The organism is Methylobrevis albus (assembly GCF_015904235.1).
GTDB lineage: Bacteria > Pseudomonadota > Alphaproteobacteria > Rhizobiales > Pleomorphomonadaceae > Methylobrevis_A > Methylobrevis_A albus.
This window is the reverse complement of the sequence record NZ_JADZLT010000053.1, coordinates 120,483-146,351: the sequence shown is the minus strand read 5'-3', so window position 1 is coordinate 146,351 and position 25,869 is coordinate 120,483. Positions and strand designations below refer to the sequence as shown.

23 protein-coding genes are annotated in these 25,869 nt (G+C 71.1%); 7 read left to right on the top strand and 16 right to left on the bottom strand.

All coding sequences use genetic code 11. The features are described 5' to 3' along the window. Window positions 1-219: 219 nt before the first annotated feature. The 3 genes from modA (at window position 220) to modC (ending at window position 2,871) form a co-directional block, all read left to right on the top strand. A complete protein-coding gene (modA, locus tag I5731_RS15660; protein WP_197312343.1) occupies window positions 220-1,008 on the top strand; it encodes a molybdate ABC transporter substrate-binding protein in 789 nt (262 codons plus the stop codon). Window positions 1,009-1,093: 85 nt separating this feature from the next. Next, window positions 1,094-1,795, top strand: a complete 702-nt coding sequence (modB, locus tag I5731_RS15655) for a molybdate ABC transporter permease subunit (RefSeq protein ID WP_197312342.1) — start codon at window positions 1,094-1,096, stop codon at window positions 1,793-1,795. Then, window positions 1,792-2,871 (top strand): molybdenum ABC transporter ATP-binding protein, encoded by a 1,080-nt coding sequence (gene modC, locus I5731_RS15650; RefSeq protein WP_197312354.1) that lies wholly within the window; start codon window positions 1,792-1,794, stop codon window positions 2,869-2,871. Before modB ends, modC begins: the two co-directional genes overlap by 4 nt. A 10-nt stretch (window positions 2,872-2,881) precedes the next feature. Here the strand turns inward: modC and I5731_RS15645 are convergent, their stop codons facing one another. The 8 genes from I5731_RS15645 to I5731_RS15610 form a co-directional block, all read right to left on the bottom strand. Beyond that, window positions 2,882-3,247, bottom strand: a complete 366-nt coding sequence (locus tag I5731_RS15645) for a winged helix-turn-helix domain-containing protein (RefSeq protein WP_197312341.1) — start codon at window positions 3,245-3,247, stop codon at window positions 2,882-2,884. A gap of 64 nt (window positions 3,248-3,311) precedes the next feature. Then, window positions 3,312-4,691 carry a BatD family protein gene (locus tag I5731_RS15640; RefSeq protein WP_197312340.1) on the bottom strand — a complete coding sequence of 460 codons (1,380 nt, stop codon included), beginning with the start codon at window positions 4,689-4,691 and terminating at the stop codon, window positions 3,312-3,314. Beyond that, the gene (locus tag I5731_RS15635; RefSeq protein WP_197312339.1) at window positions 4,685-5,542 is read right to left on the bottom strand and encodes a tetratricopeptide repeat protein; all 858 of its coding nucleotides are present in this window, start codon (window positions 5,540-5,542) and stop codon (window positions 4,685-4,687) included. The genes I5731_RS15640 and I5731_RS15635 overlap by 7 nt, the downstream gene beginning before the upstream one ends. Next, window positions 5,539-6,477 (bottom strand): vWA domain-containing protein, encoded by a 939-nt coding sequence (locus I5731_RS15630; protein WP_197312338.1) that lies wholly within the window; start codon window positions 6,475-6,477, stop codon window positions 5,539-5,541. Before I5731_RS15630 ends, I5731_RS15635 begins: the two co-directional genes overlap by 4 nt. Next, window positions 6,474-7,436, bottom strand: a complete 963-nt coding sequence (locus I5731_RS15625) for a VWA domain-containing protein (RefSeq protein ID WP_197312337.1) — start codon at window positions 7,434-7,436, stop codon at window positions 6,474-6,476. The genes I5731_RS15630 and I5731_RS15625 overlap by 4 nt, the downstream gene beginning before the upstream one ends. Further along, a complete protein-coding gene (locus I5731_RS15620) occupies window positions 7,433-7,912 on the bottom strand; it encodes a DUF4381 family protein (RefSeq protein WP_197312336.1) in 480 nt (159 codons plus the stop codon). Before I5731_RS15620 ends, I5731_RS15625 begins: the two co-directional genes overlap by 4 nt. After that, window positions 7,896-8,843, bottom strand: coding sequence for a DUF58 domain-containing protein (locus tag I5731_RS15615; RefSeq protein WP_197312335.1), 948 nt, complete (start codon window positions 8,841-8,843; stop codon window positions 7,896-7,898). Before I5731_RS15615 ends, I5731_RS15620 begins: the two co-directional genes overlap by 17 nt. 10 nt (window positions 8,844-8,853) lie before the next feature. Beyond that, window positions 8,854-9,867, bottom strand: a complete 1,014-nt coding sequence (locus tag I5731_RS15610) for an AAA family ATPase (RefSeq protein WP_197312334.1) — start codon at window positions 9,865-9,867, stop codon at window positions 8,854-8,856. 196 nt (window positions 9,868-10,063) lie between these two features. Here I5731_RS15610 and I5731_RS15605 point away from each other — a divergent pair, with 196 nt between their 5' ends. Both I5731_RS15605 and I5731_RS15600 read left to right on the top strand, forming a co-directional pair. After that, window positions 10,064-11,434 carry a histidine kinase gene (locus I5731_RS15605; RefSeq protein WP_197312333.1) on the top strand — a complete coding sequence of 457 codons (1,371 nt, stop codon included), beginning with the start codon at window positions 10,064-10,066 and terminating at the stop codon, window positions 11,432-11,434. Next, window positions 11,431-12,087 (top strand): response regulator, encoded by a 657-nt coding sequence (locus I5731_RS15600; protein WP_197312332.1) that lies wholly within the window; start codon window positions 11,431-11,433, stop codon window positions 12,085-12,087. The genes I5731_RS15605 and I5731_RS15600 overlap by 4 nt, the downstream gene beginning before the upstream one ends. A gap of 164 nt (window positions 12,088-12,251) precedes the next feature. Here the strand turns inward: I5731_RS15600 and glnA are convergent, their stop codons facing one another. After that, a complete protein-coding gene (gene glnA, locus I5731_RS15595; protein WP_197312331.1) occupies window positions 12,252-13,661 on the bottom strand; it encodes a type I glutamate--ammonia ligase in 1,410 nt (469 codons plus the stop codon). Between the two features lie 92 nt (window positions 13,662-13,753). Further along, window positions 13,754-14,092 carry a P-II family nitrogen regulator gene (locus I5731_RS15590; RefSeq protein ID WP_197312353.1) on the bottom strand — a complete coding sequence of 113 codons (339 nt, stop codon included), beginning with the start codon at window positions 14,090-14,092 and terminating at the stop codon, window positions 13,754-13,756. A 339-nt stretch (window positions 14,093-14,431) separates the two neighbouring features. On the opposite strand from I5731_RS15590, the gene I5731_RS15585 reads away from it, so the two are divergent. Then, on the top strand, window positions 14,432-15,973 hold the full coding sequence (locus I5731_RS15585) for an NAD(P)H-hydrate dehydratase (RefSeq protein WP_197312330.1): 1,542 nt from the start codon (window positions 14,432-14,434) through the stop codon (window positions 15,971-15,973). Window positions 15,974-16,000: 27 nt separating this feature from the next. Here I5731_RS15585 and I5731_RS15580 read toward each other — a convergent pair whose 3' ends face one another. The 5 genes from I5731_RS15580 to I5731_RS15560 form a co-directional block, all read right to left on the bottom strand. Continuing rightward, on the bottom strand, window positions 16,001-17,896 hold the full coding sequence (locus tag I5731_RS15580) for an ABC-F family ATP-binding cassette domain-containing protein (RefSeq protein ID WP_197312329.1): 1,896 nt from the start codon (window positions 17,894-17,896) through the stop codon (window positions 16,001-16,003). Window positions 17,897-18,010: 114 nt separating this feature from the next. Continuing rightward, complete coding sequence (locus tag I5731_RS15575; protein WP_197312328.1) at window positions 18,011-19,930, bottom strand: potassium transporter Kup; 1,920 nt, start codon at window positions 19,928-19,930, stop codon at window positions 18,011-18,013. Between the two features lie 324 nt (window positions 19,931-20,254). After that, window positions 20,255-20,644, bottom strand: a complete 390-nt coding sequence (locus tag I5731_RS15570) for a hypothetical protein (RefSeq protein ID WP_197312327.1) — start codon at window positions 20,642-20,644, stop codon at window positions 20,255-20,257. Between the two features lie 196 nt (window positions 20,645-20,840). Further along, the gene (locus I5731_RS15565; RefSeq protein ID WP_197312326.1) at window positions 20,841-21,050 is read right to left on the bottom strand and encodes a hypothetical protein; all 210 of its coding nucleotides are present in this window, start codon (window positions 21,048-21,050) and stop codon (window positions 20,841-20,843) included. Between the two features lie 928 nt (window positions 21,051-21,978). Then, entirely contained in the window at window positions 21,979-23,448 is a 1,470-nt protein-coding gene (locus I5731_RS15560) for a catalase (RefSeq protein ID WP_197312325.1), read from the bottom strand. Between the two features lie 174 nt (window positions 23,449-23,622). Here I5731_RS15560 and I5731_RS15555 point away from each other — a divergent pair, with 174 nt between their 5' ends. Next, window positions 23,623-24,522: a hydrogen peroxide-inducible genes activator gene (locus I5731_RS15555; RefSeq protein ID WP_197312324.1), complete on the top strand. Its 900-nt coding sequence runs from the start codon at window positions 23,623-23,625 to the stop codon at window positions 24,520-24,522. Window positions 24,523-24,546: 24 nt separating this feature from the next. On the opposite strand, the gene I5731_RS15550 is transcribed toward I5731_RS15555, so the two are convergent. Further along, window positions 24,547-25,614, bottom strand: coding sequence for a YcbK family protein (locus I5731_RS15550; RefSeq protein WP_197312323.1), 1,068 nt, complete (start codon window positions 25,612-25,614; stop codon window positions 24,547-24,549). Window positions 25,615-25,869 lie beyond the last annotated feature (255 nt).

Below are 25,869 nucleotides of genomic sequence, written 5' to 3'. Positions count from 1 at the left end.
GGACGACCCAGGGACCGGCGGTCGCGCATCCGACGCCGCACCTGGCACTGTACCAGAGGACGGCAGAGGTAACTTACAAGGGACAGGGAGGGGGGGAGGCCGCACGGCACGCCCATCCCCGGAACTCGCCCGACATATCCCCTCGAACATCTCCCTCGCCTTTTCGCCCACCCAGCGTTATATTCCGAAGAATACATTGCTTCGGAGCTTCCCGCCGCCATGCCCACCCGCCGCCTCGCCCTCCGCGCCGCAGCCGCCTTCGCCGTCGTCGGCCTGACAGCGCCGTTCCTCGCCGCGCCCGCGTCGGCGCAGGACCGCCCGGTCACGGTCTTCGCCGCGGCCAGCCTGAAGAACGCGCTCGACGAGATCGGCGCGGCCTATGCCGCCGAGGGCGGCGTGCCGGTCGTCGTGTCCTATGCGGCGAGTTCGGCGCTTGCAAAACAGATCGAGAGCGGGGCGCCGGCCGACATCTTCATCTCCGCCGACCTCGCCTGGATGGATTATCTCGGCGAGCGGAACCTGATCCGGGCGGAGACGCGCGCAAACCTGCTCGGCAACCGGCTGGTGCTGGTCGCGCCGAAGGCCGAGGCGACGCCGGTCGAGATCGGGCCCGGCCTCGACCTCGCCGGTCTCGTCGGCGATGGCCGCATCGCCATGGGCGAGGTGAGCAGCGTGCCGGCCGGCCGCTACGGCAAGGCGGCGCTGGAGTCGCTCGGCCTCTGGGCGGCGATCGAGTCGAAGGTGGCGGGCGCGGAAAGCGTGCGGGCGGCGCTGCTGCTCGTCTCGCGCGGCGAGGCACCCTACGGCATCGTCTACCGCACCGACGCCGCGGCCGATCCCGAAGTCGCGATCGTCGGCACGTTCCCGGAAGACTCCCACCCGCCAATCATCTATCCCGCCGCACTGACCACGGAGGTGGTTCCGGCCGCGGCCGGGTTCCTCGCTTTCCTGCGATCGCCCAAAGCCTTGCCGGCGTTCGAGGCGCAGGGTTTTTCGGTGCTCGACTGACGCCGCTGCCCGGTCGCGTCCGGCCGCGCGGGACGCTAGGATCGCGGTGCCCGTCCGTCCGTCGCCGTGCGCGAGGAATTTGCCGTTGGATTTCCTGACCCTTACGGAGGAGGAGCGCAGCGCGCTGCTGCTCAGCCTCCGAGTTTCGACGGTGGCGACGCTCGCCAGCCTGCCGGCGGGCATCCTCGTCGCCTATCTGCTGGCACGCGGGCGTTTCCATGGCCGGGCGCTGCTCAACATCCTCGTCCATTTGCCGCTGGTGCTGCCGCCGGTCGTGACCGGCTTCGTGCTGCTGATCCTGTTCGGCCGGCGCGGCCCGATCGGGGCGTTTCTCGCCGAGCATTTCGGCCTCGTGTTTTCGTTCCGCTGGACGGGCGCGGCGCTGGCGGCGGCGGTGATGGGGTTTCCGCTGATGGTGCGGGCGATCCGGCTCTCGATCGAGGCGGTCGACCGGCGCATCGAGGCGGCCGCCGGCACGCTCGGCGCCTCGCGGATCGCCGTCTTTCTCACCATCACCCTGCCGCTGATCCTGCCCGGTATCCTCGCGGGCGCAGTGCTCGGCTTTGCCAAGGCGATGGGCGAGTTCGGCGCCACGATCACCTTCGTTTCCAACATTCCCGGCGAGACGCGCACGCTGCCGGCGGCGATCTACACCTTCACGCAGGTGCCCGGCGGCGACTGGAACGCCATGCGGCTCACCATCATCTCGGTCGTCGTCTCGGTTGCGGCGCTCGCGATTTCCGAATGGCTGGCGCGCCGGGTCGCGCGCCGGATCGAGGCGGGCTGATGCTCGACGTCGCGATCCGCCACCGCCTCGGCGCCTTCGATCTCGCGGCCGGCTTCACCGCCGCGGGCGGCGTCACGGCGCTGTTCGGGCGCTCGGGCTCGGGGAAGACGACGCTGGTCAACGCCATCGCCGGGCTGCTGCGGCCCGACGCCGGGCGCATCGTCATCGGCGGCGTGCCGGTGTTCGACGGCGCAGCACGGCTGTTCGTCCCGAAGCATCGCCGCCGCATCGGCTACGTCTTTCAAGATGCGCGGCTGTTTCCGCACCTCAACGTGCGGCAGAACCTCGCCTACGGCCGCTGGTTCGCGCCGCGCGGCGCGGGCGACGGCATCGGCTTCGACGCCGTGGTCGAGATGCTCGGCATCGGCCATTTGCTCGCGCGCCGGCCGGCCGGGCTGTCAGGCGGCGAGACGCAGCGGGTCGCGATCGGCCGGGCGCTGTTGTCGCGCCCGAAACTGCTGCTGATGGACGAGCCGCTCGCCGCGCTCGACGACGCGCGCAAGGCGGAGATCCTGCCGTTCCTCGAACGGCTGCGCGACGCGACCACGGTGCCGGTGGTCTACGTCAGCCATTCGCTCGCCGAGGTCGCCCGGCTCGCGACCCGGGTGGTGGTGATGGAGGCCGGCCGGGTCGTCGCCGAGGGAACCGTCGGCGACGTGCTCGCCCGTCCCGGGCTCGGCGCGCGGGCCGGCCGGGCCGAGGCCGGCACGCTGCTGGTGGCAAGCGTTCTGTCGCACGATGCGGCGCACGGTCTCACGACCGTGGACAGTCCGGCCGGGCGGCTGATCGTGCCGGGGGTCGCCGGCCGTCCCGGCGCTGCGGTGCGGCTGCACGTGCCGGCGCGCGACGTGATGATCGCGACCGGCCCCGCGCCAGAGGGACTCAGCGCACTCAACATCCTGCCCGGTACCGTTGCCGAGATCGGTGCGGCGGCCGGTGGCAGCGTCGAGGTGCGGATCGCCTGCGGCAGCGGCTTCCTGCTGTCGCGGGTGACGCAGTTTTCCGCGTCGCGACTCGGGCTCGCACCCGGCCTTGCCGTGCATGCCATCGTGAAATCGGTGGCGCTCGCCGAGTGAGGCGGTGGGATCAACCGCCGTCCGGCTCGCCAGGGGGCGGCGCCACATAGCGGGCGGCGAGCCAGGCAAGATCGTCGGCGACCGCGGCGGCGGCCTTTGCTTCCAGCCCGCGATAGCGGCCGAGCAGTTCCTCGCCGAAGGCGGTCAGGGCCGCGCCGCCGCCGTGCTCGCCGCCGCGCTTCGACCAGACCACGGGTTCGGAGAACATCCGGTTCATCGTGTCGACGAGCAGCCAGGCGCGCCGATACGACATGCCCATCGCCCTGCCCGCCGCCGTGATCGAGCCTTCGGAGCGGATCATTTCTAGCAGGTCCGCCTTGCCGCGGCCGAGACGGTCGGCCGGCGGAAAGTCGATCCGGATCACGAGTTCGGGCATGGCTCCTCGCAGCGGGCCGCGCCGTGCGGCTTCTCCACGACCTTAGCGCCGCGCCGGCCCGCCTTCAAACCGGCCGTGCCGCCACCTGCGCCGCCTCTCGCCGAATCCGCCCGGCGCTGCGCCGGGCGCGGAGCAGCGCGGCGGCGGCCGTGGCGAGCGGCGTGCCCGGACGGGGCGGACCGAACACCGCCGCCTCGACCGCGCCGACCGCGGCGACGACGGCCGGGTCCGACCAGGCGGCGCCGCGCCGGCCTGAGCGGTGGTCGGCCGACCGCAGCCGGTCGAGCGCGCGGAACGTCGCCGGGCCATCCCCGCGCCCCGCCGCCCGGCGGAGCGCAGCGGCGGCGAAGGCGCCGTCGATGCGGGCGGTGAGCCGGCCGAGCGGGCCGCCCTGGCCGCGCAGGCCACCGGCGGCCAGGGCGGCCGAGGTGGCGGCGGCGCTGGCGAGGAAGGCGGCGAGGCCGATCGCGGCGGAGAGGACGCCGCCCGAGGAGGGCGCGGCAGCCGGCGCCATGCCGATCGCCGCCTCGAGTTCCTCCAGCGACGGGCCGGTTTCGGCCCAGGCGACGCGGCGGGCGGGCAGCACGACGGTGCGGATCTCGCCGGCGTCGGTGTCGAACCAGTTGAACTCCAGCGGCGGCAGCGTCGACGGGTCGCTGTTCTGCGGCTGCACCGCCCAGGTGTAGGTGACGGTCGCGACCGGCCCATTGCGGCCGGTGACCTCCTCGAGGCGCCCGGGCCGTTTCAGGGCCTGACGGCGCAGTTCGGTGCCGACGTCACGCTCCTCGATGCTGAGCACCGTCTTGCGCTCGACCGGGGTGGTGAAGACGATCAGGCCGGGCGCCTTGACGTCGGGCTGCGGCGGCATCTGGTCGGCGAGCACGCCCTCGGCGCGGATCGTGACGATGCGCCGGGTCGACTGGCCGATCGCCATGCCGTCCGGATCGACGCTCCACTGCTCGTCGACGGTGACGTCGTGCGCCGGCAGCCACCAGCCGGCGGCCGGGGCCGGCAGCACGTCGATCTCGACGGGCGGGCTGGCGATCTCGACCGGAAAGCGCTTGCCGTCCGGGCCGACGGTGGTGATCTGGTGCACGAAGGGCGCGATAGTGAGCCGGCCGCTCTTCTGCGGATAGACGGCGACGACGCGTTCGAAGCCGCGGGCCTGGCGGCCGCGGTCGACGGTGTCGAACCAGTGGTCGCGGCCGAGCTGCAGGGCGCGGAAGCCGGCGAAGGCGGGATGCTGCAGCCGCTCCAACGTGATCGGGATTGTGAAGGCGCCGCGGACGCGCAGCAGCACCATCTGCTGCGGATAGGGGCCGTGCGCACCGTGGTCGACGTCGACCCAGAGCCGCGCGCCGGCGACATCGACGGCCTGCGCCGGGGCGGCGACGAGCATGATGACGAGCGCGGCGAACCACGCGGCGAAGCGGTGCGTCACCATGAACTGCCTCCCTCGAGCACGGACGTCCCGGCCTTGCGGCGTTTCTCGCGCTCGGCGCCGATCCTGAGCTTCAGGAAGGCGACGGGATCGTCGGGGATCGCGGCCAGCCACTGCCGGGTCGCCTGGGCCGATTCCACCGCTTCGGTCTCGCCCGGCGGCCGCGGCGCGGTCTCGTCGGTCGATGCGGCCGTGGTCAGGCCGCCGCCCTTGCCGGCGCGGCCGGCACTGTCGGTGGCCGCGCCGCGCGAGACGCTGTCGCCCTGGCTCTCGCTGACGGCCTGCGCCTGGCCGCGGCGGTCGACGCGGCTGGAGCCGGCCGCCTCGCTGGCGCTGCCCGCCTCGCGCTGGCCCGCCATGCCGTCGCCGGAGGTCGACTGCAGGCCGAGTTCGTCGCCGGCGGTGTTGTCGCCGCCCTGGTTCTCGAGGCGGGCGGTGGCATTGGCCGAGCCGCCACGCGCCATCGGAACGTCGGGCGAAGCGCCCTCCGCCATCAGCGCCGACGCCAGGGCGCGGTTGGCGCGGGCATCGACGTCGTCGGGGTTGTGGCGCAGGGCGATGTCGTAGGCTTTCACCGCCATCACGAGGTCGCCGGCGCGGGCGAGGGCGTTGCCGAGATTGTAGGCGGCGCTCGGGTCGCGGGACCGGCGGAAGGCCTCGGCGGCCTCGGCGTAGCGCCCGGCGCGGTAGAGTGCATTGCCGCGCCAGCCGGGATCGCGGATCACCTCGGCGGCGAGCGACGGCAGGCCGGCGGCGAGCAGGATGCGCCCGCCGCGATCGTCGCTGGCGAGGCCGAAGCCGGCGGCGACGACGGCGGCGCCGAGCGCGAGGAGCAGTGATTTGCGGCCGCTCATGCCCGCCTCCGGAACAGCGCAAGGATGGGGATGGCGGCACCGAGCAGCAGCAGGCGGCCGAAGTCGTTCCAGACCAGCGCGGCATAGCCGCCCGCGCCGAGCCGCTCGCTGTCGCCGCTGCCGAGTTCGGCGGCGAGCGCCGCGATGTCGCCGACGGCGACGAAGCGGCCGCCGCCGGCCGCGGCGAGGTCGCTCGCGGCGGCGGGGTGCGGGTCGGGCGAGCCGACGACGCGCGCCGCCGGCGGCACGAACACCGTGTGCACCCGGCGCCCTTCGGCCCGTAGCGCAGCCGCGGCGGCGAAGGCGTCGGCGCCGATGCCGTCGCCGTCACCGACCAGCACCACGTCGCCGGCCACCATTGCCGCCTTGTCGAAGACCGCCCGGGAGAGGGCCAGCGCGCGCGCCGGATCGCTGCCGGTGTCGGGCACGACGCCGGCGCCGCTGCCGAGCACCAAAGGTCGCAGCGCGTCGACGTCGGCGCTGAACGGGCTGCCGAGATAGGCGTCGCCGGCATAGACGACGAAGGCGATCTGCCGGCCGGCGGCGGCCTCGGCGAGCTTCACCATCGCCACCTGCGCATCGGCGAGGCTGCCGCTGTCGGTCATCGACTGCGAGAGATCGAGGGCGAGGACGATGCCGTCGAGGTTGCGGAAGGTGCGGCTGTCCGCGCGCTCCATGGCGGGGCCGGCGAGCGCGATCGCCGCGATCACCGCCGCGGCGAGCCACGGCGACAGCCGGCGCCCGCCGCTGCCGGCAACGACGCCGCCGCGCCGCTCGATGGCGGCGAGCAGCGGCGCGTCGACGGCGCGGCGCCAGCTGCCGAGCCCGCCGGCAATGCCGTAGCGCAGGGCGATCAGGGCCAGGACCGGCACGGCGAGCAGCCACCAGGGCCGCAGCAGGGCGAGATCGGGGAGGTCGAAGCCGGGGATGTTCATCGGCTACGCCTCCCGATCGCGAAGCCGACGAGGCAGAGCATCAGGCTCGCCGCCGCCGGCCAGGCCCAGAGATCGCGGGCGATCGCCACCGGCGCGCCGACCGACCGCTCGGTTTCCAGCCGGTCGATGGTCGCCGTCACCTGCTCGAGATCGGTGGTGGAGCGGACGCGGAAGGCTTCGCCGCCGCTGCGGTCGGCGATGTCTTTCAGGGCGACGACGTCGACGAGGCTGGCGGCACCGGCCGAGCCGGTGATTTCCTCGTCGGTGCCCAGCGCGATGGTGTGGACGCGGATGCCGAGCGCTTCGGCGAGCGCCGCCGCGGACGAGGCGGAGACCTCGCCGGCGGTGGTGGTGCCGTCGGACAGGAGCACCACGGCGCGGCTTTCGGACTGTGAGCCGTCGAGCAGCTTCAGCGCGAGGCCGAGCCCGTCACCGATCGCGGTGGAGCGGCCGAGGGTACCGATCTCGGTGTCCATCAGCACGCTTTCGACGGCGGCGAGGTCGAAGGTCGGCACGGCCGCGACCTGCGGCATCTCGGCGAACAGCACGAGGCCGACGCGATCGCCGGCGCGGCGGCGGATGAAGTCGCTGGTGATGTGCTTGACGACGTCGATCCGGCTGGCGCTGACGCCGCCGAGGGTGAAGTCCTTGCGCTCCATGCTGCCGGAGAAATCGAGCACCAGCACGATCTCGCGCCCGCTCATCGGCAGCGCCGCCGCCGGCTGCGGCAACTGCGGGCCGGCGAGGGCGGTGACGAGGGCGACCCAGGCCGCGGCAGCGATCAGCAGGCTGCTCTGACCGCTGCCGGCGTCTTCGGTGTTGCCGGCGCGGCTGCGCCCGGCCATCGCGTCGGGCAGCCGCAGCGCCGCGGCCGTGGATCGCTGCTGCTGCAGCAGGCGGCGCACCAGCAGCGGCAACGGCAGCGCCGCGAAGGCGATCGGGGTGGCGAACTCGATCATCGGGCGGCCGCCGTCCGGCGCGGCGCGGCTGCGAGCTGTTCCAGTTCGGCGCTCGGCACGGGCGGCGCGCCGCCGCCGGCATAGAGCGCCTCGCCGAAGCTGCGGCCGGGGCCGCGGGTGAAGAAATCGGTCGCGAAGACTCTGTCGAGTTCGCCGAGCCAGGCCTCGCCGCTGGTCGCCGCGGCGCCGGGTCCGGCGACGGCCGCGACATAGGCACGGAGCGCCGCCGCCTGCGCCAGCGTGCGCTCGCCGGCCGGCAGGGTTGTGGTGGCGCGCAGCGTGCGCTTCAGGACGGCGAGCGGCGACCGGGCGCGGGCGCGCAGCCGGGCGGCGAGGCGTCCGAGAAGTGGCAGCAGCAGCACGACGACGACGCCGGCCGCGACCGCCAGCAGCACGATGCCGAAGAGGCCCGACGCCGGCTCCGGCGGCAGGCGCACGGCGCGCAGCGCGTCGAGGGGATCAGCCGAGGCTGGCATGCAGGGCTCCGAGGCTGGCGAGCTGGTCTTCGGGCGAGAGCGAGGCGTCGATCTCGACGGCGTCGGCGCCGAGGCGGTGCAGGCGCGCGAGCCGGTCGTCCTCCGGGGGGTCGGGCCGGCGGCCGACGACGCGCAGGCCGCGCCGGCCGGCAAAGGTGACGAAGGGGAAGCTACCGGCGGGTGGGCGCCGTTCGAACGCGTCGATCACCAGCGCGACCTTGACGTCGCAGCGCCAGCGCGCCCGGAGCAGCGCCTCGTCGAAATCGTCGCCCGGGGCGTCGAGCCCGGTCGCGAGCAGAATGCTGCCGCCGCGCGGCAACAGGCGAACCGCGGCGTCGAGCGCATCGGCGAGGCCCGGCACCCGCGTGTCGGAGCTGGTCAGGGCCGCGGCGTGGGCGCGGGCGAGGCCGCCGGCGACCGCCGTCATGGCCCGGTCGCCGCCGCCCGGCCGCACCACCTCGAAGCCGTCGGCGCCGGCGGCGACGAGCGCGACGCGCCCGCCGCTTTCCACCGCGCGCCACCCCGTGAGGGCCAGGATTTCGGCGCAGGCGACGGAGCGGAAGGCGCGCCGCGTGCCGAACAGCATCGGCGGCCGGAAATCGGCCACCAGCAGCGTCGCCTGCTCGCGCTCGTCGCGAAAGGTGCGGACGTGCGGCTCGCCGGTGCGCGCGGTGCTGTTGCGGTCGATGTGGCGCATGTCGTCGCCATGCGCCCAGAGACGGATCTCGTCGGTCTCGCTGCCGCGGCCGCGGCGGCGGGTGATCACGGGGCCGGGCAGACTGGCGGTGCGGCGCGACAGGCCGATGCGCGACCGCGCCACGACGTGGCGGAGCGCCAGCAGCCGGCTGGCCTCGACGGTGGTGCCGGCGGACGGCGCGAGCTCCGCGGCGGGGCCGTCGCCCGCGGCGTCGCCGGGTGCAGTGGGGGTCATCGGCGCGGCCTCAGAGCGGCGCGATGCCGGCGACGAGCTCGGCAACGAGGCCACGCGGCGTCACGCCTTCCGCCACGGCGCGCCAGGTCAGTCCGAGCCGGTGGGCGAGGACGTCGGCGGCGAGTTCGCGCACGTCGTCCGGATTGACGTAGGAGCGGCCGCGCAGATAGGCGCGGGCCTTCGAGGCGACCGCGAGCGACAGCGTGCCGCGCGGCGAGACAGGGTGCTCGATCGCGGCGCGCTGGGCGCCGCCGGTCTCGTCGCGCGTCGCCATCACCAGCCGCACGATGTAGTCCTTCACCGCCGGTGACAGATGGACCGCCATCGCCTCGCTGCGCGCCGCGTGCAGGTCGTCGAGGGTGAGACGAACGGCGTCCCCTGACGGCTTCGGTCCGCGCGCGGCGGCTTCCTCGCGCTCGACGAGGTCGAGGATCGCGCGCTCGGAGACGGCGTCGGGGAAGCCGACGGTGACGTGGAACAGGAAGCGGTCGAGCTGCGCCTCGGGCAGCGGGAAGGTGCCCTCGTGCTCGATCGGGTTCTGCGTCGCGACCACCATGAAGGGATCGGGCAGGCGGTGCGTGGTGCCGCCCGCGGTGACCTGCGATTCGGCCATCGCCTCGAGCAGCGCCGACTGCACCTTCGGCGGGGCGCGGTTGATCTCGTCGACGAGCACCAGCGAATGGAACACGGGGCCGGGCACGAACTCGAACACGCCGCGGTCGGGCCGCCAGACCGGCGTGCCGGTGAGGTCGGCCGGCATCAGGTCGGGCGTGCACTGGATGCGAGCGAAGCTGGCGTCGACGCGCTCCGACAGCCGCTTCACGGCCCGGGTCTTGGCAAGGCCCGGCGAGCCTTCGACGAGGACATGCCCGCCGGCGAGCAGGGCGATCAGCAGCCGCTCCACCAGCGGATTGCGGCCGACGAGTTCGGCCTCGAGCGTCGTCAGCAGGGCGGCGAGCGCGCTGCGGGCCACTGTCGAGCCGGCTCCCGCGGCATCCGCGGCCGTGTCACGTCCGAGATCCATCCCGGTTCCTCCATCTTTGGCGCGCCGGTTCCCGGCTGTCGTTATGGCAAGAGTGCCCGAGTTTCGAGCGATAGGGGAGGGTCACCCTCCCGTTCCGGACCGGGCAAATTGCCCGACCTCGCCCGCACCCCTTGCGCTGACGCACCGATGCCGTGACACACTCCGCGAGAGCTATACGTCGGGCGAGGATGCGTGGATGAGCCTGCTTCTGGCCGTAGCCCTCCGGATCGTCGCGGTGGCGTGCCTTTGTTTCGCGCTGGCGGTGGCCTGGGTGGTGTTCGACACCGACCGCGCGGTCGAGACCGAAACCGAGGGCACGGCCAACCGAGTCGCGCGCCAGCTGACCCAGTTCTACATGCTCGGCAGCGCCAATACCTTCTACGGACCGCCGTTCACGGCGCGGCATTCCATCGCGATCGTCGCGGTGATGAGCCCCGGCGTCTGCGTCGAGTTCACCGCTCCCGTCGCCGGCAGCCGCCGGCTGTGCAGCGGCTGGAACGGTCTCGGACGCACCGCGCCGCTGTGGTTCAGCCAGTTGTTCGGCCGATGGTTTTCCCCCGGTGCGCCGATCGAGCGGCCGGTGATCGTCACCGGGCAGCCGACGATGCACGTGCTCGCGACGCACGACCCGGTCGCCGCCACCACGCGCGCCTGGCACCAGCTCCGCGTGGTGGTCGGCCTCGCCGCGGCGATGGCGGCGGGGATCGCGGTGCTCTCGGTGCTGGCGATCGGGCACGCGCTGGCGCCGGCGCGGCGGATCATCGCCGGGCTGAAGCGGCTGGAGCAGGGCGACTATGCGAGCCGGTTGCCGGCGTTCGGCACCACCGAGTTCAACCGCATCGCCGGCGCGGCCAACGATCTCGCGGCGAAGCTGGCGACCACCACCGCCGAGCGGACCATGCTGACGCAGCGTCTGTTCGAGGTGCAGGAGACCGAGCGGCGGGCGCTGGCGCGCGACCTGCACGACGAGTTCGGCCAGTGCCTGACGGCGACCGGCGCGCTCGCCGCCTCGCTCGCCTCCGCAGCCCCGGCCGGCCGCCCGGACCTCGCCGACGACGCGCTGGCGATCGGCCGGGTGACGGCCCGGATGATGGCGACGCTGAAGAACGCGCTCGCCCGGCTGCGCCCGCCGGAACTCGACGAGGTCGGCCTCGAAGCCTCGCTGCGCGGCATGGTGGCGGCGTGGAACCTGCACGGCGCGCGCAGCGCCGCGTTCCGCCTCGACATCGACGGCGACCTCGCCGGCCTCGCGCCGGACGACGCGCTCAACGTCTACCGCATCGCGCAGGAGTGCCTGACCAACGCCGCCCGCCACAGCGGCGCCAGCGTCGTGCACCTGCATGTCGCATGCACGCCGGACGACGAGATCGCGGTGATCGTCGACGACGACGGCGAGGGCGATCCCGCAGTGCTCGCCGCCTCGACGGGCTACGGCATTCTCGGCATCCGCGAGCGGGTCGGAGCGCTCGGCGGCAGCTTCGGCGTCGTGCGCACGGCGCGCGGGCTCAGGATCGAGGCGCGGTTCCACGCGGCGGCGGACGGCAGCCGGCGGATGGCCGCGGCATGATCGAGGCGACCATCCTGCTCGTCGACGACCATCCCGTCGTGCGGGAGGGCTATCGCCGCCTGCTCGAACGGCGGCGCGGCTTTCGTGTCGTCGCCGAGGCCGAGACCGCCGCGGAGGCCTATCAGCGCTACCGCGACGCCAAGCCCGCCATCGTCGTCATGGACATCACCATGCCGGGCGCCAGCGGCATCGAGGCGCTGCGCCACATCCGCCAGTACGACCGCGACGCGCGGGTGCTGATCTTCTCGATGCACCAGGGCGCCGCCTTTGCGTTGAAGGCGTTCGAGGCGGGTGCTGCGGGCTATGTGACGAAGAGCAGTGCCCCCGACGAACTGGTCCGCGCGGTCGAGACCGTGCTCGCCGGCCGGCGCGCCATGAGCGAGGACGTCGCCCGCGAGATCGCCACCGAGCGCCTGTCGCAGCAGCGCTCGGAACTCGACGGCCTCAGCCCGCGCGAGACCGAGATCCTGCGCCTCGTCGCCTCCGGCCGCGCCGCCGACGAAATCGCCGCGACGCTCAACCTCAGCCCGAAGACGGTGCAGAACTACCACTACCAGATCAAGGCGAAGGTCGGCGCCCGCACCGACGCCGACCTCGTCTGGCTGGCAATCGAGACGGGGCTGCTCAGGGCGGACGAGCGCGGGCGGGGGTGAGGGGGCTTGCGAGGGGCAGGGAGAGCGGCCGCGGGCACGTCGGTCCATTCGATGGCCTTCCCCCCGAAAACGACAAAAGCCCGGCCACCGCGAGGGGGCCGGGCCTTCATCCGATAGCCGGGGCCGGAGGGCGGACGGCTTGCGCCGCCCGCCGGATCCGATCCTCAGACCGAGTAGTACATGTCGTACTCGACCGGGTGCGGCGTCATCTCGTAGCGCATGTTCTCGGCCATCTTCAGTTCGATCCAGGAATCGATGAAGTCGTCGTCGAACACGCCGCCGGCCTTGAGGAAGTCGCGGTCGGCGTTGAGCGAGGCGAGGGCCTCACGCAGCGAGCCGGCGACGGTCGGGATCGCCTTCAGCTCTTCCGGCGGCAGGTGGTAGAGATCCTTGTCGGCGGCTTCGCCGGGGTGGATCTTGTTCTTGATGCCGTCGAGGCCGGCCATCAGCAGCGCCGTGAAGGCGAGGTACGGATTGGCGGCCGGATCGGGGAAGCGAACCTCGAGGCGCTTGGCCTTGGGGTTGGTGGTGTAGGGGATACGCACCGAGGCCGAACGGTTGCGCGCCGAGTAGGCGAGCAGCACGGGGGCCTCGTAGCCCGGGACCAGACGCTTGTAGGAGTTGGTCGACGGGTTGGTCAGGGCGTTGATCGCCTTGGCGTGCTTCAGGACGCCGCCGATGTAGAACAGGCAGCTTTCCGACAGGTCGGCGTACTGGTTGCCGGCGAAGATCGGCTTGCCGTCCTTCCAGATCGACTGGTGCACGTGCATGCCCGAGCCGTTGTCACCGAAGATCGGCTTCGGCATGAACGTCGCCGTCTTGCCGTAGGCGTTCGCGACCTGATGGATCACGTACTTGTAGATCTGCAGGTGGTCGGCGACGCGGGTCAGCGGCGCGAACTTCAGGCCGAGTTCGTGCTGGGCCGAGGCCACCTCGTGGTGGTGCTTCTCGACGGCGACGCCCATCTCGGCCATCACCGACAGCATCTCGGACCGGATGTCCTGCAGGCTGTCGATCGGCGGAACCGGGAAGTAGCCACCCTTCATGCGGACGCGGTGGCCGAGGTTGCCGGACTCGTAGTCGGTGTACGAGTTGGTCGGCAGCTCGACCGAGTCGACCTTGAAGCCGGTGTGGTAGGGCTCGGTGGCGAACTTGACGTCGTCGAACACGAAGAACTCGGCCTCGGGGCCGAAGTACACCTTGTCGCCGATGCCGAGCGTCGCGACGTAGGCCTCGGCCTTCTTGGCGATCGAGCGCGGGTCGCGGTTGTAGGGCTCGCCGGAAACCGGGTCGATGACGTCGCAGAAGATCGCGAGCGTCGACTGGGCGAAGAACGGATCGATATGCGCGGTCTCCGGATCGGGGATCAGCGTCATGTCGGATTCGTTGATGGCCTTCCAGCCGGCGATCGACGATCCGTCGAAGGCGGTGCCTTCGGCGAACATTTCGTCATCGACGAGCGAAACATCGAACGTGACGTGCTGCAGCTTGCCGCGCGGGTCGGTAAAGCGCAGGTCCACGTACTTGATGTCGTTGTCCTTGATCTGCTTAAGGACGTCAGCGGCAGTTGTCATGAGCCCTTCCCTTTGAATCTCAAATGTATTGATGGACCGTGCGCAGGACGCGCCGGCCTGGTTCCGGGGTGCGCGGCCTCGGCCGCGACCCGTCAGATCGCGTCGTTGCCGGTTTCGCCCGTCCGGATGCGGACGGCCTCTTCAACCGGGGAGACGAAGATCTTGCCGTCGCCGATCCGGCCGGTCTGGGCAGCGCCGCGAATCGCGTCCACCGCCTTCTCGACCATCTCGTCGGCAAGGACGATCTCGACCTTCACCTTCGGCAGGAAATCCACCACGTATTCGGCGCCGCGATACAGTTCGGTGTGCCCCTTCTGGCGGCCGAAGCCCTTCGCTTCAGTGACGGTAATGCCCTGCAGGCCAACTTCCTGCAGCGCCTCCTTCACCTCGTCGAGTTTGAAAGGCTTGATGATAGCCTCGATTTTTTTCATTGCCTCCTTGTCTCCGCCGTTCGTGAGGTCAGCCTGTCCCGACCGAAACAGCGCCATAGAAAGCACGCCCTGTGCCATGTGGCCACTTTCGCGCAAACCGGGGGATTTGCCGACAAAAGAGGCGGCGGCGCGCAGCCGACGGCGAGATTGATCATCCGTTGCGCGCCGAATATGCCCGTAAAATGTGCAAATGCCTAATCCTGGATCATCACTCCCGCTTTTCCAGACGGCCGCGGCGGCCGCAATCGCGCCGAGGGCGTTTTCGCGGACCCTTGGCGTGGCTGCGGGGCCGTGCGAGCGTCGGCGCCCGCAACCCGCGCCCAGAACCCCCGGTCCCCGATGACGAGCCCCCTGCACCCGATCGAAGACGCCGCGCGGCTCTCGCCACACGTGCTGGTGACGCCCGGTGAGATGGGGCAGGCCGACCGGCTGACGATCGAGGCCGGCACGGCGGAGCTGAAGCTCATGGAGCGGGCGGGACGGGCGGTCGCCGACGACATCGCGGCGCGGCATCCGCACGGCACCCGGGTCGCCGTGGTGTGCGGCCCCGGCAACAACGGCGGCGACGGCTTCGTCGCGGCCCGCGTGCTGCGCGAGCGGGGCCTGATCGTCCGCCTGCTGCTGCTGCCGGGCCGTGGCCCCGAGGGCTCGGCCGGCGAGATGCTAAAGCGGGCGCGGCTCGCGCCCGAACCGCCGTCGCGGGCGGCGATCGACGAGGCGGCGGTGATCGTCGACGCGCTGTTCGGCGCCGGGCTGGCGCGTCCGCTGGACGGCGCGGCGGCCGAGGTCGTCGGCTGGATCAACGCGGCGGAAGCGGCCGGCGCCATCGTGGTCGCCGTCGACCTGCCGAGCGGGGTCGACGGCCGCACCGGCGCGGTGCTCGGCGTCGCCGTGCAGGCGACGCGTTCGGTGACCTTCTTCCGGCGCAAGCCGGGCCACCTGCTGCTGCCCGGGCGCCTGCACACGGGGCGCTGCCTGGTGCACGACATCGGCATCCGCGACGGCGTGCTGCGCTCGATCGGGCCGCGCGCCGCCGCCAACCACCCGTCGCTCTGGGCCGCGCAGTGGCCGCTCAGGCGGGCGGATGCGCACAAGTTCAGCCGCGGCACCGTGCTGGTCGCCGGCGGCGATGCCGCCTCGACGGGCGCCGCGAAGCTCGCGGCGGCGGCCGCGCTGCGCACCGGCGCCGGGCTGGTGACGATCGCCGTGCCGCCGGATGCGGTGGCGACCGCGTCCGCCTATCTTGCCGCGCTGATCGTACGGCCGGCCGAGACGGCGGACGCGTTCGCGGCGCTCGTCGCGGAGCCGCGGCTGAAGGCGATCGTCGTCGGCCCTGCGACCGGCGTCGGCGCGGCGACGCGGGCAAAGACCGCGGCGGCGCTCGGAACGCTTGCCGGCGTCGTGCTCGACGCCGATGCGCTGTCGAGCCATGCGGCCGACCCGGACGAGCTCTTCCGTCAGATCGCGTCCCGGGCGGCGCCCGTGGTGCTGACGCCGCACGAGGGCGAGTTCGCCCGGCTGTTCCCGGACCTTGCCCCCGGCGAGGGGGTGTCGAAGATCGACCGGGCGCGGGCGGCGGCGGCGCGCTCGGGGGCGGTCGTGATCCTGAAGGGTGCCGACACGGTGATCGCCGCGCCGGACGGCTTCGCCCTCGTCAACGAGAACGCGCCGCCGGATCTCGCGACGGCCGGTTCCGGCGACGTGCTGGCCGGCATCGTCGCCGGCCTGCTCGCGCAGGGGCGCGACGGGCTGACGGCGGCGGCGATCGGTGTCTGGATGCACGGGCGCGCCGGGCAGGTGGCCGGCCCCGGGCTCGTCGCCGACGATCTGGTCGGGGCGCTGCGGACGGTGCTGGCCGAGGGCGTACCGGTGGAGGACTGAGGGCCGGCAGGGCGAGCGGCGTGGGCCTCAGGCCTGCTCGCTCTCCGCCGCCTCGTATTCCGCCGACATCGCCAGCCAGTCTTCCTCGGTCTTCTCGATGTCGCGGGCGGTGTCGGCGCGCTGCTTGGCGAGCTTGGCCGCCTTGCCGGGGTCTTTGGCGAACAGCATCGGGTCGGCGAGGATCATGTCGAGGCCGCTCAGCGCCATGCGCAGCGTCTCGATGCGCTTCTCGGCGGCGTCGATGCGCTTGCGCAAGGGGGCGAGCTGGGCGCGGCGCTCGGCGGCGGCCTTGCGCTTGTCGGCGCCGAACACCTTCGGTTCGGGCTTCGGCTCGGCCTTTTCCTCCGATTTGGGCATCGTGCCCGACAGCACGTAGCGGCGGTAGTCGTCCATGTCGCCGTCGAACGGCTTGCACTTGCCGTCGGCGACCAGCCAGAGCTGGTCCATCGTCGCCTCGACGAGATGGCGGTCGTGCGCGATCAGGATCACGGCGCCCTCGTAGTCGTTGAGCGCCTGCATCAGGCTTTCGCGCGCCTCGATGTCGAGGTGGTTGGTCGGCTCGTCGAGGATCAGCAGGTTCGGCCCGTTGAAGGTGGCGAGGCCGATCAGCAGCCGGGCGCGTTCGCCGCCGGAAAGTTCCGCCGCCGGCGTGTCCATCTTGTCGGCGCCGAGGCCCATGCGGGCCGCCCGGGCGCGCACCTTCGATTCCGGCACGTCGGGCATGCGCCGGCGCACGTGGGCGACGGCGGAGTCGGCCGGGACCAGTTCGTCGAGCTGGTGCTGCGCGAAGAAGGCGATGTCGAGCTTCGAGGCGCGGGTGATGTCGCCGCCCATCGCGCCGAGCCGCTCGGCGATCAGCTTGGCGAGCGTCGACTTGCCGTTGCCGTTCTTGCCGAGCAGGGCGATGCGATCGTCGTCGTCGATGCGCAGGGTCAGGTTGGAGAGGATCGGCTTGCCGGGCTCGTAGCCGACCGAGACGCGGTCGAAGGCGAGGATCGGCGGGGCGAGCTTCGACTTCGGGTTCGGGATGTGGATCGGCGCCTGCACCTCGTCGACGATGCCCTGGATCGTCTCCATCTTCTCCAGCATCTTGATGCGCGACTGCGCCTGCCGCGCCTTGGAGGCCTTGGAGCGGAAGCGGTCGACGAAGGACTGCAGGTGCTTGCGGTGCGCGTCCTGCTTTTCCTTGGCCTTGCCGAGCAGAAGCATCTTCTCGCGGCGCTGGCGCGCGAACTGGGTGTAGCCGCCCTTCCAGGTGGTCAGCTTGCCGTGCTCGAGGTGGACGATGCCCTGCACCGCCTTGTCGAGCAGGTCGCGGTCGTGGCTGATCAGCAGCACCGTGTGCGGATAGCGCGCGATGTAGCTCTCCAGCCAGAGCGTGCCCTCGAGATCGAGGTAGTTGGTCGGCTCGTCGAGCAGCAGCAGGTCGGGCTCGGTGAACAGCACCGCGGCGAGCGCGACGCGCATGCGCCAGCCGCCCGAAAACGAGCTGCACGGCCGGCGCTGCGCTTCGGCGTCGAAGCCGAGGCCGGAAAGGATGGTGCCGGCGCGGGCTTCGGCGGAATGGGCGCCGATGTCGGCGAGGCGGACGTGGATGTCGGCGATGCGGCCGGGATCCGTCGCGGTCTCGGCCTCGGCGAGCAGCCTGACGCGCTCGGTGTCGGCGGCGAGGACGTGCTCGAGCAGCGTCTCCTCGGTGCCCGGCGCTTCCTGCGCGACGCGGCCGATGCGGGCGCCGCGCGACAGCGCGATGTCGCCGGATTCGGCGGCGAGGGCGCCGACGATGAGGTTGAACAGCGTGGTCTTGCCGGTGCCGTTGCGGCCGACGAGCCCGAGCTTCGCGCCGTCCGGCACGATGGCCGAGGCGGCGTCGAGCAGGGTGCGGCCGGCAATGCGGTATGTGAGGTCGGTAATCGTCAGCATGGCGGCGTTTCTGACCCGGTCCGCGCCGCGACGCAAGGCCCGCGCGGGCTCCATGCTGCAATGCAGCCCCGACAACCGGAAATCACGGTCTCCAGGTGACTGCCGGGCGGCCGGTCAGATCGTCATCTGCTGGCCGAGCTCGAGCACCCGGTTGGTGGGGATGCGGTAGAAGTCGGTGGCGTTGGACGCATTGCGGGCGAGGTAGATGTAGAGCCGGTCCTGCCATTTCGACATGCCGGAATTGGTGCCCGGCTTGAACGTGCGCTTCCCGACGAAGAACGACGTCGACATGATGTCGAACTTCAGCCCCTTCTTGCGGCATTCGCCGAGCGCCAGCGGCACGTTCGGCGTCTCCATGTAGCCGAACGTCAGGCTGATCAGCGTGAAGTCGTCGTCGATCGGCGTTACCTCGGTGCGCTTGTGCGGCGCAACGCGCGGCGTCGTCGCGGACTTCACGGTCAGGATGATGTTCGACCGGTGCAAAACGTGATTGTGCTTCAGGTTGTGCATGAGCACCGACGGCGCGGTCTCGGGATCGCTGGTGAGGAACACCGCCGTGCCCGGCACGCGGATCCGCTCTGAGCGCTTCAGCATGGCGATCAGGTCGCGCAGCGGGATGCTCTCGCGGCGCGACTTGTCGAACAGGATCCGCGTGCCGCGGGCCCAGGTCCACATCGCCACCGCGACGAAGCCGGCGAGAATGAGCGGCACCCAGCCGCCGTCGGCGATCTTCAGCAGGTTGGCGGCGAGGAAGACGAGCTCGATGACCAGGAACGGGGTGATCATCAGGAGGGCCAGCGGCCGCGGCCACTTCCACACCGTCACCATCACCACGAAAGCGAGCAGCGAGGTGAGCACCATCGTGCCGGTCACCGCGATGCCGTAGGCGGAGGCGAGCGACGAGGACGAGCGGAACAGCAGCACCAGTGCGAGGACGCCGAGGCAGAGCAGCCAGTTGATGCGCGGCATGTAGATCTGGCCGGCCTGGGTGGCGGAGGTGTGGCGCGTCTCGAAGCGCGGCAGCAGGCCGAGCTGGATCGCCTGCCGGGTCAGCGAGAAGGCGCCGGTGATGACCGCCTGGCTGGCGATGACGGTGGCGACGGTGGCGAGGATCACCATCGGCAGCAACGCCCAGCCCGGCACCAGCAGGAAGAACGGGTTCTCCATCGCCTCCGGATGGGCGAGCACCAGCGCACCCTGGCCCATGTAGTTGAGCGCCAGCGACGGGAACACCAGCCCGAGCCAGGCGACGCGGATCGGCAGCTTGCCGAAATGGCCCATGTCGGCATAGAGCGCCTCGGCGCCGGTGACGGCGAGGAACACCGAGCCGAGCACGGTGAGCCCGAGCAGGCCGTTGTCGACGAGGAAACCGATCGCCGCGAGCGGGTTCAGCGCGTGCAGGATTTCCGGGTCGTCGTTGATGTGCGAGAGGCCGGCGGCGGCCATCGCGAGGAACCAGACCGCGGTGATCGGCCCGAACCAGCGCGCGACGGCGCCGGTGCCCCGGCTCTGCACCAGGAACAGCCCGATGATGATCGCGATGGTGATCGGCACGACATAGTCGGCGAACAGCGGCGTCACCAGCTTCATGCCCTCGACGGCCGAGAGCACCGAGATCGCCGGGGTGATGATCGCGTCGCCGTAGAACAGCGCCGCCCCCAGCACGCCGACGACGAAGACGAACACCGTCCGCCGCGCCATCGCGCCCTGTGCCAATGCCACCAGCGAGAAGATGCCGCCTTCGCCGCGGTTGTCCGCGCGCATCAGGAACAGCACGTATTTCACCGTGACGATCAGCACGAGCGACCAGAGCAGCAGCGACACGATGCCCTCGACGTCGGCGCGGGAGACGCCGTCGGCGCTGGTGTGCAGCAGCGCCTCGCGCAGGGCGTAGAGCGGGCTGGTGCCGATGTCGCCATAGACGACGCCGACGGATCCGAGGGCGAGGCCCCAGAAGCCGTGGTGTTCGTCGTGGGCGGCGGGCGATGGGGTCGGAGTCGGCGCGTCGCGCCCGGCTGCCTTTGCGTCGATCATGATCCGCTGACAGCCCGATGAGGATGCACGTGGCGATCCCTCGTGAATTGGACGCCCGATGCTCTAGGAGCGTTGTGCGGTCGCAGCAAGCGCGCAAACGCTGGCTTGCGGGCCCGAGCAATGCAGAAAACGCAGTGGTGGCGAAGGCGTTTCGTGCCATGCGCGCCGGTTGGGGGACGCTGCGGATCCCGGGGTCACGACCTGGCGGCGACCGGCGCCGGGAGAGGGCTGAAACGTCAGAAGCGCCGCGAGGGGCGGCGCTTCCAGTGATGCCTGCGGGAAAATCCCGGGCGGCGGCCGAACGAGCTTGTCCGGCCGTGGGGCTCAGATCGCGCCGGCGATGCCGCGATCGACTGCGAGCGACTTGCCGTCGGCGGCGCAGGTGAAGGTCAGCACGTTGCCGTCCGACGCCTTGACGGCGGCGTTGCGGCCGGCGGGCAGGGTGACCTCGAGGCGGGTCGGCGTCGGGGCGACCGCGGACTCGTCGTCGAGCACTTCGGCGACGACGAGGGTCAGGGCGCAGTCACCGGCGACCGGGGTGAAATAGCCCACGGCGTGGGTCGCTCCGACGGCGTGGTTGAAGCCGACGGCCGGCGCATAGGTGCCGGAGGTCCCGGAAGGCTGCGACGAGGCGGCATAGGCGGCGCCGGCGCCGGCAAGGGCGATGACGGCGAGCGCGGCGACGCGGGCGGCGAGGGACCGAGAAACGGACATTTTGCAGTCTCCAGACTTTGATCCGCCCGCAATTCATGGTGGGCAGGGCGAACCGTCTCCACGTGATGGTCGATACCCTGCGGGGAGACGTGGAGGGCGCCCCGCAGTGCAGTCCGGTGAGGCCGGCGACGCCCATCCGGGCGGCACGCCGACATCGATCGATCAGGACCGGTGCATGGCGCCGGCCGGGTCTCCGTCAGATGGCGAAGGGCTTGCTGCGGCGCACGTCGCCACAGGTCCACTTCACGACCTTCCACTTCGGATGCGCTTCATTCCACTGTGCGATCGCGGGCTGAGCCGTGGCCATGCAGGTCATCGGCGTCATCGGCTCCATCGAAACGACCAGACTTTCGGTCCGGCAACTCTCGGGGGAAGCGAGCAGGCAAGCGGAAATGAGCAACTCCATCAGCAGGTCTCCCGGCGGATCCCGGTTCCGATCTGGACCGGACACCCAAAGGCTACGGGGGTTGGTCGATCATGGGAATAGGTGCACTGCGATATTCAACCGATTGAAGAGCATGCTAAACGGTTTATGTCCGAGAAGAAAATCTGAATATCACGCATAGAAAACCTGAAATCGCTTGTATTGCATGGTTGCCATGCGAAATCAGGTGACTGAATGAAGTATGGTGCAGTGCACGCAAGCCCGAAAATTCGGTGTAGTTCGAGGCGAATCCGTCGGTCGCCATGAAGATTGAGACTCGCCCCCATGAATATGGCGGCCGAATTCGGCGAACCCTGAAATCGTAGCGCAGGAAAAGCCAGTTTTCCGGCTCGAATGGCAAGTTGTGGGCGCAAGTCGAGGGCCGGGATGGGGACCAAACGACTGGCCTCTGGGCGCACAAACCGGCGCGGGATCGGCCGTTTCCAGAAGTTTGGCGGGGTGAAAAACAGGCTGACGGCCGCGATGTCGCGCCTCGGCGATTTGGCCTTGGCCGAGCCCGAGGGGCGGAGCGGGCGTCTCAGCCGGGACGCAATCCCGCCGAGTCGACGGGCCGAAGCGTCGACCGATGGCTCTGCCAGATCGCGGTGGTGGGTGGCTCGACCTCAGCCGACCAACCGACGCGCATCGGGCTCGCTGCGGAAGGCTGGTTGCCCGCGCATCGGCGGGCCACTGCCCATCTGCCTGCACCGCCGACGGCTGCGGCGGTCGTCGAAAAAAATGAGACCGCCGCCGGGGGTAGGTCGGCGGCGGTCTCTGCCGGCGTCATCCGCGGAGCACGGGGCTCCGACGCGCCGGACTTCTCGGCAGGCGGACCCGCTTTGCGGTTTTCCGCCTCATGTCGGCTCGATGTCCGCGCGCTGCGAGCACGGCCCGCAGCGCGCGTCAGGCCTTACTCGGCCGCGGCGTCGAGCTGCGGCAGGCTGACGCCGACGTGGCGGGCCACGCCTTCGCCGTAGGCCGGGTCGGCACGGTAGAAGTGCACCAGCTGGCGGCGGATGATCTCTTCCGGCACGCCCTGCATCGCGCCGGCGATGTTCGAGAACAGCCGCTCGCGCTGGGCCTCGTCGAACATGCGGAACAGGTCACCCGGCTGACGGTAATCGTCGTTGCCGTCGCGGTGGTTGTAGCGGTCGGCATCACCCGACAGCGGCAGCGCCGGCTCGCGGAAGGCGGGGTTTTCCGCCGGGCCGCCCATCGAGTTGGGCTCGTAGTAGGCGTCGGCGTTGCCGGTGTCGTTGCGGAAGAACCGCATCGAGCCGTCCTTGTGGTAGTGGTTCACCGGGCACTTGGCCGCGTTGACGGGCAGGTGCTCGTAGTGGGTGCCGATCCGGTAGCGATGGGCGTCCGCATAGGCGAAGATGCGCGCCTGCAGCACCTTGTCCGGCGAGAAGCCGATGCCCGGTACGATGTTCGAGGGCGAGAAGGCGGCCTGCTCGATCTCGGCGAAGTAATTGTCGGCGTTGCGGTTCAGCTCGATGGTGCCGACGTCGATCAGCGGGAACTCGGCGTGCGGCCAGACCTTGGTGAGGTCGAAGGGGTTGTACCAGGTCGTCTCGGCCTGGGCCTCGGTCATGATCTGGACCTTCATGGACCAGCGCGGGAACTCGCCCTTGGCGATGCCGCCGAACAGCGCTTCCTGGTAGCTCTCGCGGGTCTTGCCGATGACTTCGGCCGATTCCGCGTTGGTGTAGAACTTGTGGCCCTGCTCGGTCTTGAAGTGGAACTTGACCCAGAAGCGCTCGCCGGCGCCATTGATCAGCGAGAAGGTGTGCGAGCCGTAGCCGTTCATGAACATCGGCGCGACCGGACAGCCGCGATCCGACATCAGGATGGTGACCTGATGCAGCGACTCCGGCGACAGCGACCAGTAGTCCCACATCGCCTTGGGCGAGCGCAGGTTGGTCTGCGGGTGGCGCTTCTGGGTGCGGATGAAGTCGGGGAACTTGTACGGATCGCGCAGGAAGAACACCGGCGTGTTGTTGCCGACGAGATCCCAGTTGCCTTCCGTGGTGTAGAACTTCAGCGCGAAGCCGCGCACGTCGCGCTCGGCATCGGCCGCACCGAGTTCGCCGGCGACGGTGGAGAAGCGCAGCAGCAGGTCGGTCTCGGTGCCGGGCTGCAGCACCTTCGCCTTGGTGTACTTCGAGATGTCGCCGGTGATCTTCAGGGTGCCGAAGGCGCCCCAGCCCTTGGCGTGCACGACGCGCTCGGGGATGCGCTCGCGGTTCTGGTGCGCCAGCTTCTCGATCAGCTGGTAGTCCTGCATCAGCAGCGGGCCGCGCGGGCCGGCCGAGAGCGAATTCTGGTTGTCGCCGATCGGCGCGCCGGCCGTGGTCGTGAGTGTGGGCTTGTCGGTCATCTGGGCTACCCCTGTTCCTGAACCTGTCATCGGCGCCGGCTCTCCCCGGCCAGCGTCCGTCGCACGGACGGTTCGGCACATCGCAATGCGCTTCCATCCATTCTGGAAGCATTCTGAACTCGTATCATGATAAGGTCCAATCGTAAGTTCTACCTACTGCGATAATGGAACCCTATGACGCTCACCCTGCGCCAGCTTCGCTATTTCGATGCCCTTGCGGCCGAAGGCCATTTCGGGCGGGCCGCCGAGCGCGTGTCGGTCAGCCAACCGGCGCTGTCCGTGCAGATCCGCGACCTCGAGACCGCTCTCGGCGTCGCGCTGGTCGAACGGTCGGCGGGCGGTGCCCGGCTGACGGCGGTGGGGGAGGGCGTCGCGGCGCGGGCGCGGCGGATCCTGTCCGAGGTCGGCGACCTCGAATCCTTCGCCCGGCGGGAGACCGGCGTGCTCGCCGGTCCGCTGCGGCTCGGGGTGATTCCCTCGATCGCGCCCTATCTCCTGCCGAAGCTGCTGCCGCGGCTGGCGCTGGCGTTTCCCCGGCTGCAACTCAGCGTCAGGGAAACCGTCACGGCGACACTGGCGGACGAACTCGCCGCCGGCGACCTCGACGTGATCGTCGCGAGCGTGCCGCTCGGGCATGCGGCGTTCGAGGAAGTGGCAGTGTTCGAGGATCCGTTCCTGCTGGCCGTGCCGCGGGACGGGCCGTTCTCCGACGCCGGCGTCGCGGAGGCGAGCCAGATCGCGCCCGAAGCGCTGCTGCTGCTCGAGGACGGCCATTGCCTGCGCGACCAGACGCTCGCCGTCTGCGGCACGATCGACGCCCGGCGACTGCGCGCGAGCGGCGTCACCAGCCTGTCGACGATCCTGCAACTGGTGGCGGCCGGGCAGGGCATCACGCTGCTGCCGCGAATCTTCCTCGACAGCGTTTCGATCGACGAGACGGCGATCCGGCTGCTGCGCTTCGCGGCGCCCGAGCCGAGCCGACAGGTTGGCGTCGCCTGGCGGCGCACAAATCCGCGCGCTCGTGATTTTGCGGAGATCGTCGGCGTGATCGCGCGCTGCTCGTCGGCGGGCTGAACGCCCGGCCCGCGATGAACCCGGTCAGGCCTTCTTGCGCTTCTGGTAGCAGGGCCAGCGCCAGGCGCGGCGCGAGCCGATGTCGACGTGGATCGACTGGGTATGACAGTAGAGGCCGATGCCGCCGCGGTCGGGCAAGGCGAACAGGTAGCGGGCGAGTTCGTCGCGGGCGACGCCGGGCATGTAGAGGTCGACCGCGTTGCAGTACATGTGCTGCGAATTGCGGGCGCCGCGGACGCGCCGGTTGTGCGGCGGCGAGCGGTAGCCGGAGGTGATCACCACGCGCTTGCCGAAGCGGGTCTCGGCGCGGCGCAGGATCGAGAGCAGCCCCGGCTTCAGGCACGAGACGCTGATGCTGCTGTGCGCCAGCAGCAAGCCGTTCGCGGCGACCACGGCGCTGCGCGGTACCCCGGCGACCGAGCGCGAGAACGGGTGGGTGGCGCCGCCGAAGAAGCCGCGGGGATCGTCGTCGTTCGGCGTCCGCGACACGAGGACGATGCCCTCGGGCCAGTTGACGCCCGGCAGGCTTTCCATCTTTTCGCGGCGCGGCGCCTTGAAGGCGGCTGCTTCCGGCTCGTCGTCCTCGGGCGGGGCCTCCACGACGACGTCGTCGTCGACGGCGGGAATCGCCGGGCGCGCGGCGGTCGGGGCGAGGGCGGTCACCATCGAGGCGGGGGAGGTTTCGGAGGCGGCGGCGGCCGGCGGAGTGACCGCCGCGGTGGCCGGCGCCTGTGGCTCGGCTGCGGCGGTCGTGGCCGCCATCGCGGCCGTCGCCGCTGCGCTGGCCGGAATCTGGGGGGCGGCCGTCTCGCCGGCGGCCGGGGCGACCTCGGGCACGGCGGCCGCGGCGGTCTCGGTGGCGGTCGCCGGGACGGCGGCGGTGGCCGCGGCGACGTCGGCGGGCGTATCGGCGGCGGCGTTTGCGGTGCCCTCGGCGGTGTCCGCGTCGTCGACGGATTTCTCCGCGCCCTCGGCGACACCCTCGATCTTCGCCGGCCCCGTCACCGCGGCAAAGTCGCTCGCTTCATAGAAACTGGTGCACGACACCAGCGCAGCGGCGATACCGAAGGCGGCGAAAACACGAAAATCCATGCCTAGACTGGGCTCCCCGACTTAACGCACGCCGGGCGACGTGCGCGTGCCTGTGCGGCAATGGCGCCGGCAGGCAGCCGGGGCCGGGCGCGGACGGCCGCGTCGCCGTCCTTCGCCATGTCACGGGGCGCTCGGGCAAGTCCGGCAAAGGACGATCCCGAGATCGATTGGCAGCGTAGTCCCCCGAATTGAGGGCCGACAGAACACGTCCTTTGTGGTGATGGCAAGGCGAAACTGCGGCGGGTGGCCGCTTGA

Coding starts and splice junctions, on each gene's coding strand:
- I5731_RS15580 (WP_197312329.1), bottom strand. CDS start 17,896: ATGCTGACGATTACCGACCTCACATACCGCATTGCCGGCCGCACCCTG.
- I5731_RS15585 (WP_197312330.1), top strand. CDS start 14,432: ATGACGAGCCCCCTGCACCCGATCGAAGACGCCGCGCGGCTCTCGCCA.
- I5731_RS15605 (WP_197312333.1), top strand. CDS start 10,064: ATGAGCCTGCTTCTGGCCGTAGCCCTCCGGATCGTCGCGGTGGCGTGC.
- modA (WP_197312343.1), top strand. CDS start 220: ATGCCCACCCGCCGCCTCGCCCTCCGCGCCGCAGCCGCCTTCGCCGTC.
- I5731_RS15575 (WP_197312328.1), bottom strand. CDS start 19,930: ATGATCGACGCAAAGGCAGCCGGGCGCGACGCGCCGACTCCGACCCCA.
- I5731_RS15615 (WP_197312335.1), bottom strand. CDS start 8,843: ATGACCCCCACTGCACCCGGCGACGCCGCGGGCGACGGCCCCGCCGCG.
- I5731_RS15630 (WP_197312338.1), bottom strand. CDS start 6,477: ATGAACATCCCCGGCTTCGACCTCCCCGATCTCGCCCTGCTGCGGCCC.
- I5731_RS15570 (WP_197312327.1), bottom strand. CDS start 20,644: ATGTCCGTTTCTCGGTCCCTCGCCGCCCGCGTCGCCGCGCTCGCCGTC.
- glnA (WP_197312331.1), bottom strand. CDS start 13,661: ATGACAACTGCCGCTGACGTCCTTAAGCAGATCAAGGACAACGACATC.
- I5731_RS15635 (WP_197312339.1), bottom strand. CDS start 5,542: ATGAGCGGCCGCAAATCACTGCTCCTCGCGCTCGGCGCCGCCGTCGTC.
- I5731_RS15625 (WP_197312337.1), bottom strand. CDS start 7,436: ATGATCGAGTTCGCCACCCCGATCGCCTTCGCGGCGCTGCCGTTGCCG.
- I5731_RS15590 (WP_197312353.1), bottom strand. CDS start 14,092: ATGAAAAAAATCGAGGCTATCATCAAGCCTTTCAAACTCGACGAGGTG.
- I5731_RS15560 (WP_197312325.1), bottom strand. CDS start 23,448: ATGACCGACAAGCCCACACTCACGACCACGGCCGGCGCGCCGATCGGC.
- I5731_RS15610 (WP_197312334.1), bottom strand. CDS start 9,867: ATGGATCTCGGACGTGACACGGCCGCGGATGCCGCGGGAGCCGGCTCG.
- I5731_RS15565 (WP_197312326.1), bottom strand. CDS start 21,050: ATGGAGTTGCTCATTTCCGCTTGCCTGCTCGCTTCCCCCGAGAGTTGC.
- I5731_RS15645 (WP_197312341.1), bottom strand. CDS start 3,247: ATGCCCGAACTCGTGATCCGGATCGACTTTCCGCCGGCCGACCGTCTC.
- I5731_RS15550 (WP_197312323.1), bottom strand. CDS start 25,614: ATGGATTTTCGTGTTTTCGCCGCCTTCGGTATCGCCGCTGCGCTGGTG.
- I5731_RS15555 (WP_197312324.1), top strand. CDS start 23,623: ATGACGCTCACCCTGCGCCAGCTTCGCTATTTCGATGCCCTTGCGGCC.
- I5731_RS15620 (WP_197312336.1), bottom strand. CDS start 7,912: ATGCCAGCCTCGGCTGATCCCCTCGACGCGCTGCGCGCCGTGCGCCTG.
- I5731_RS15600 (WP_197312332.1), top strand. CDS start 11,431: ATGATCGAGGCGACCATCCTGCTCGTCGACGACCATCCCGTCGTGCGG.
- I5731_RS15640 (WP_197312340.1), bottom strand. CDS start 4,691: ATGGTGACGCACCGCTTCGCCGCGTGGTTCGCCGCGCTCGTCATCATG.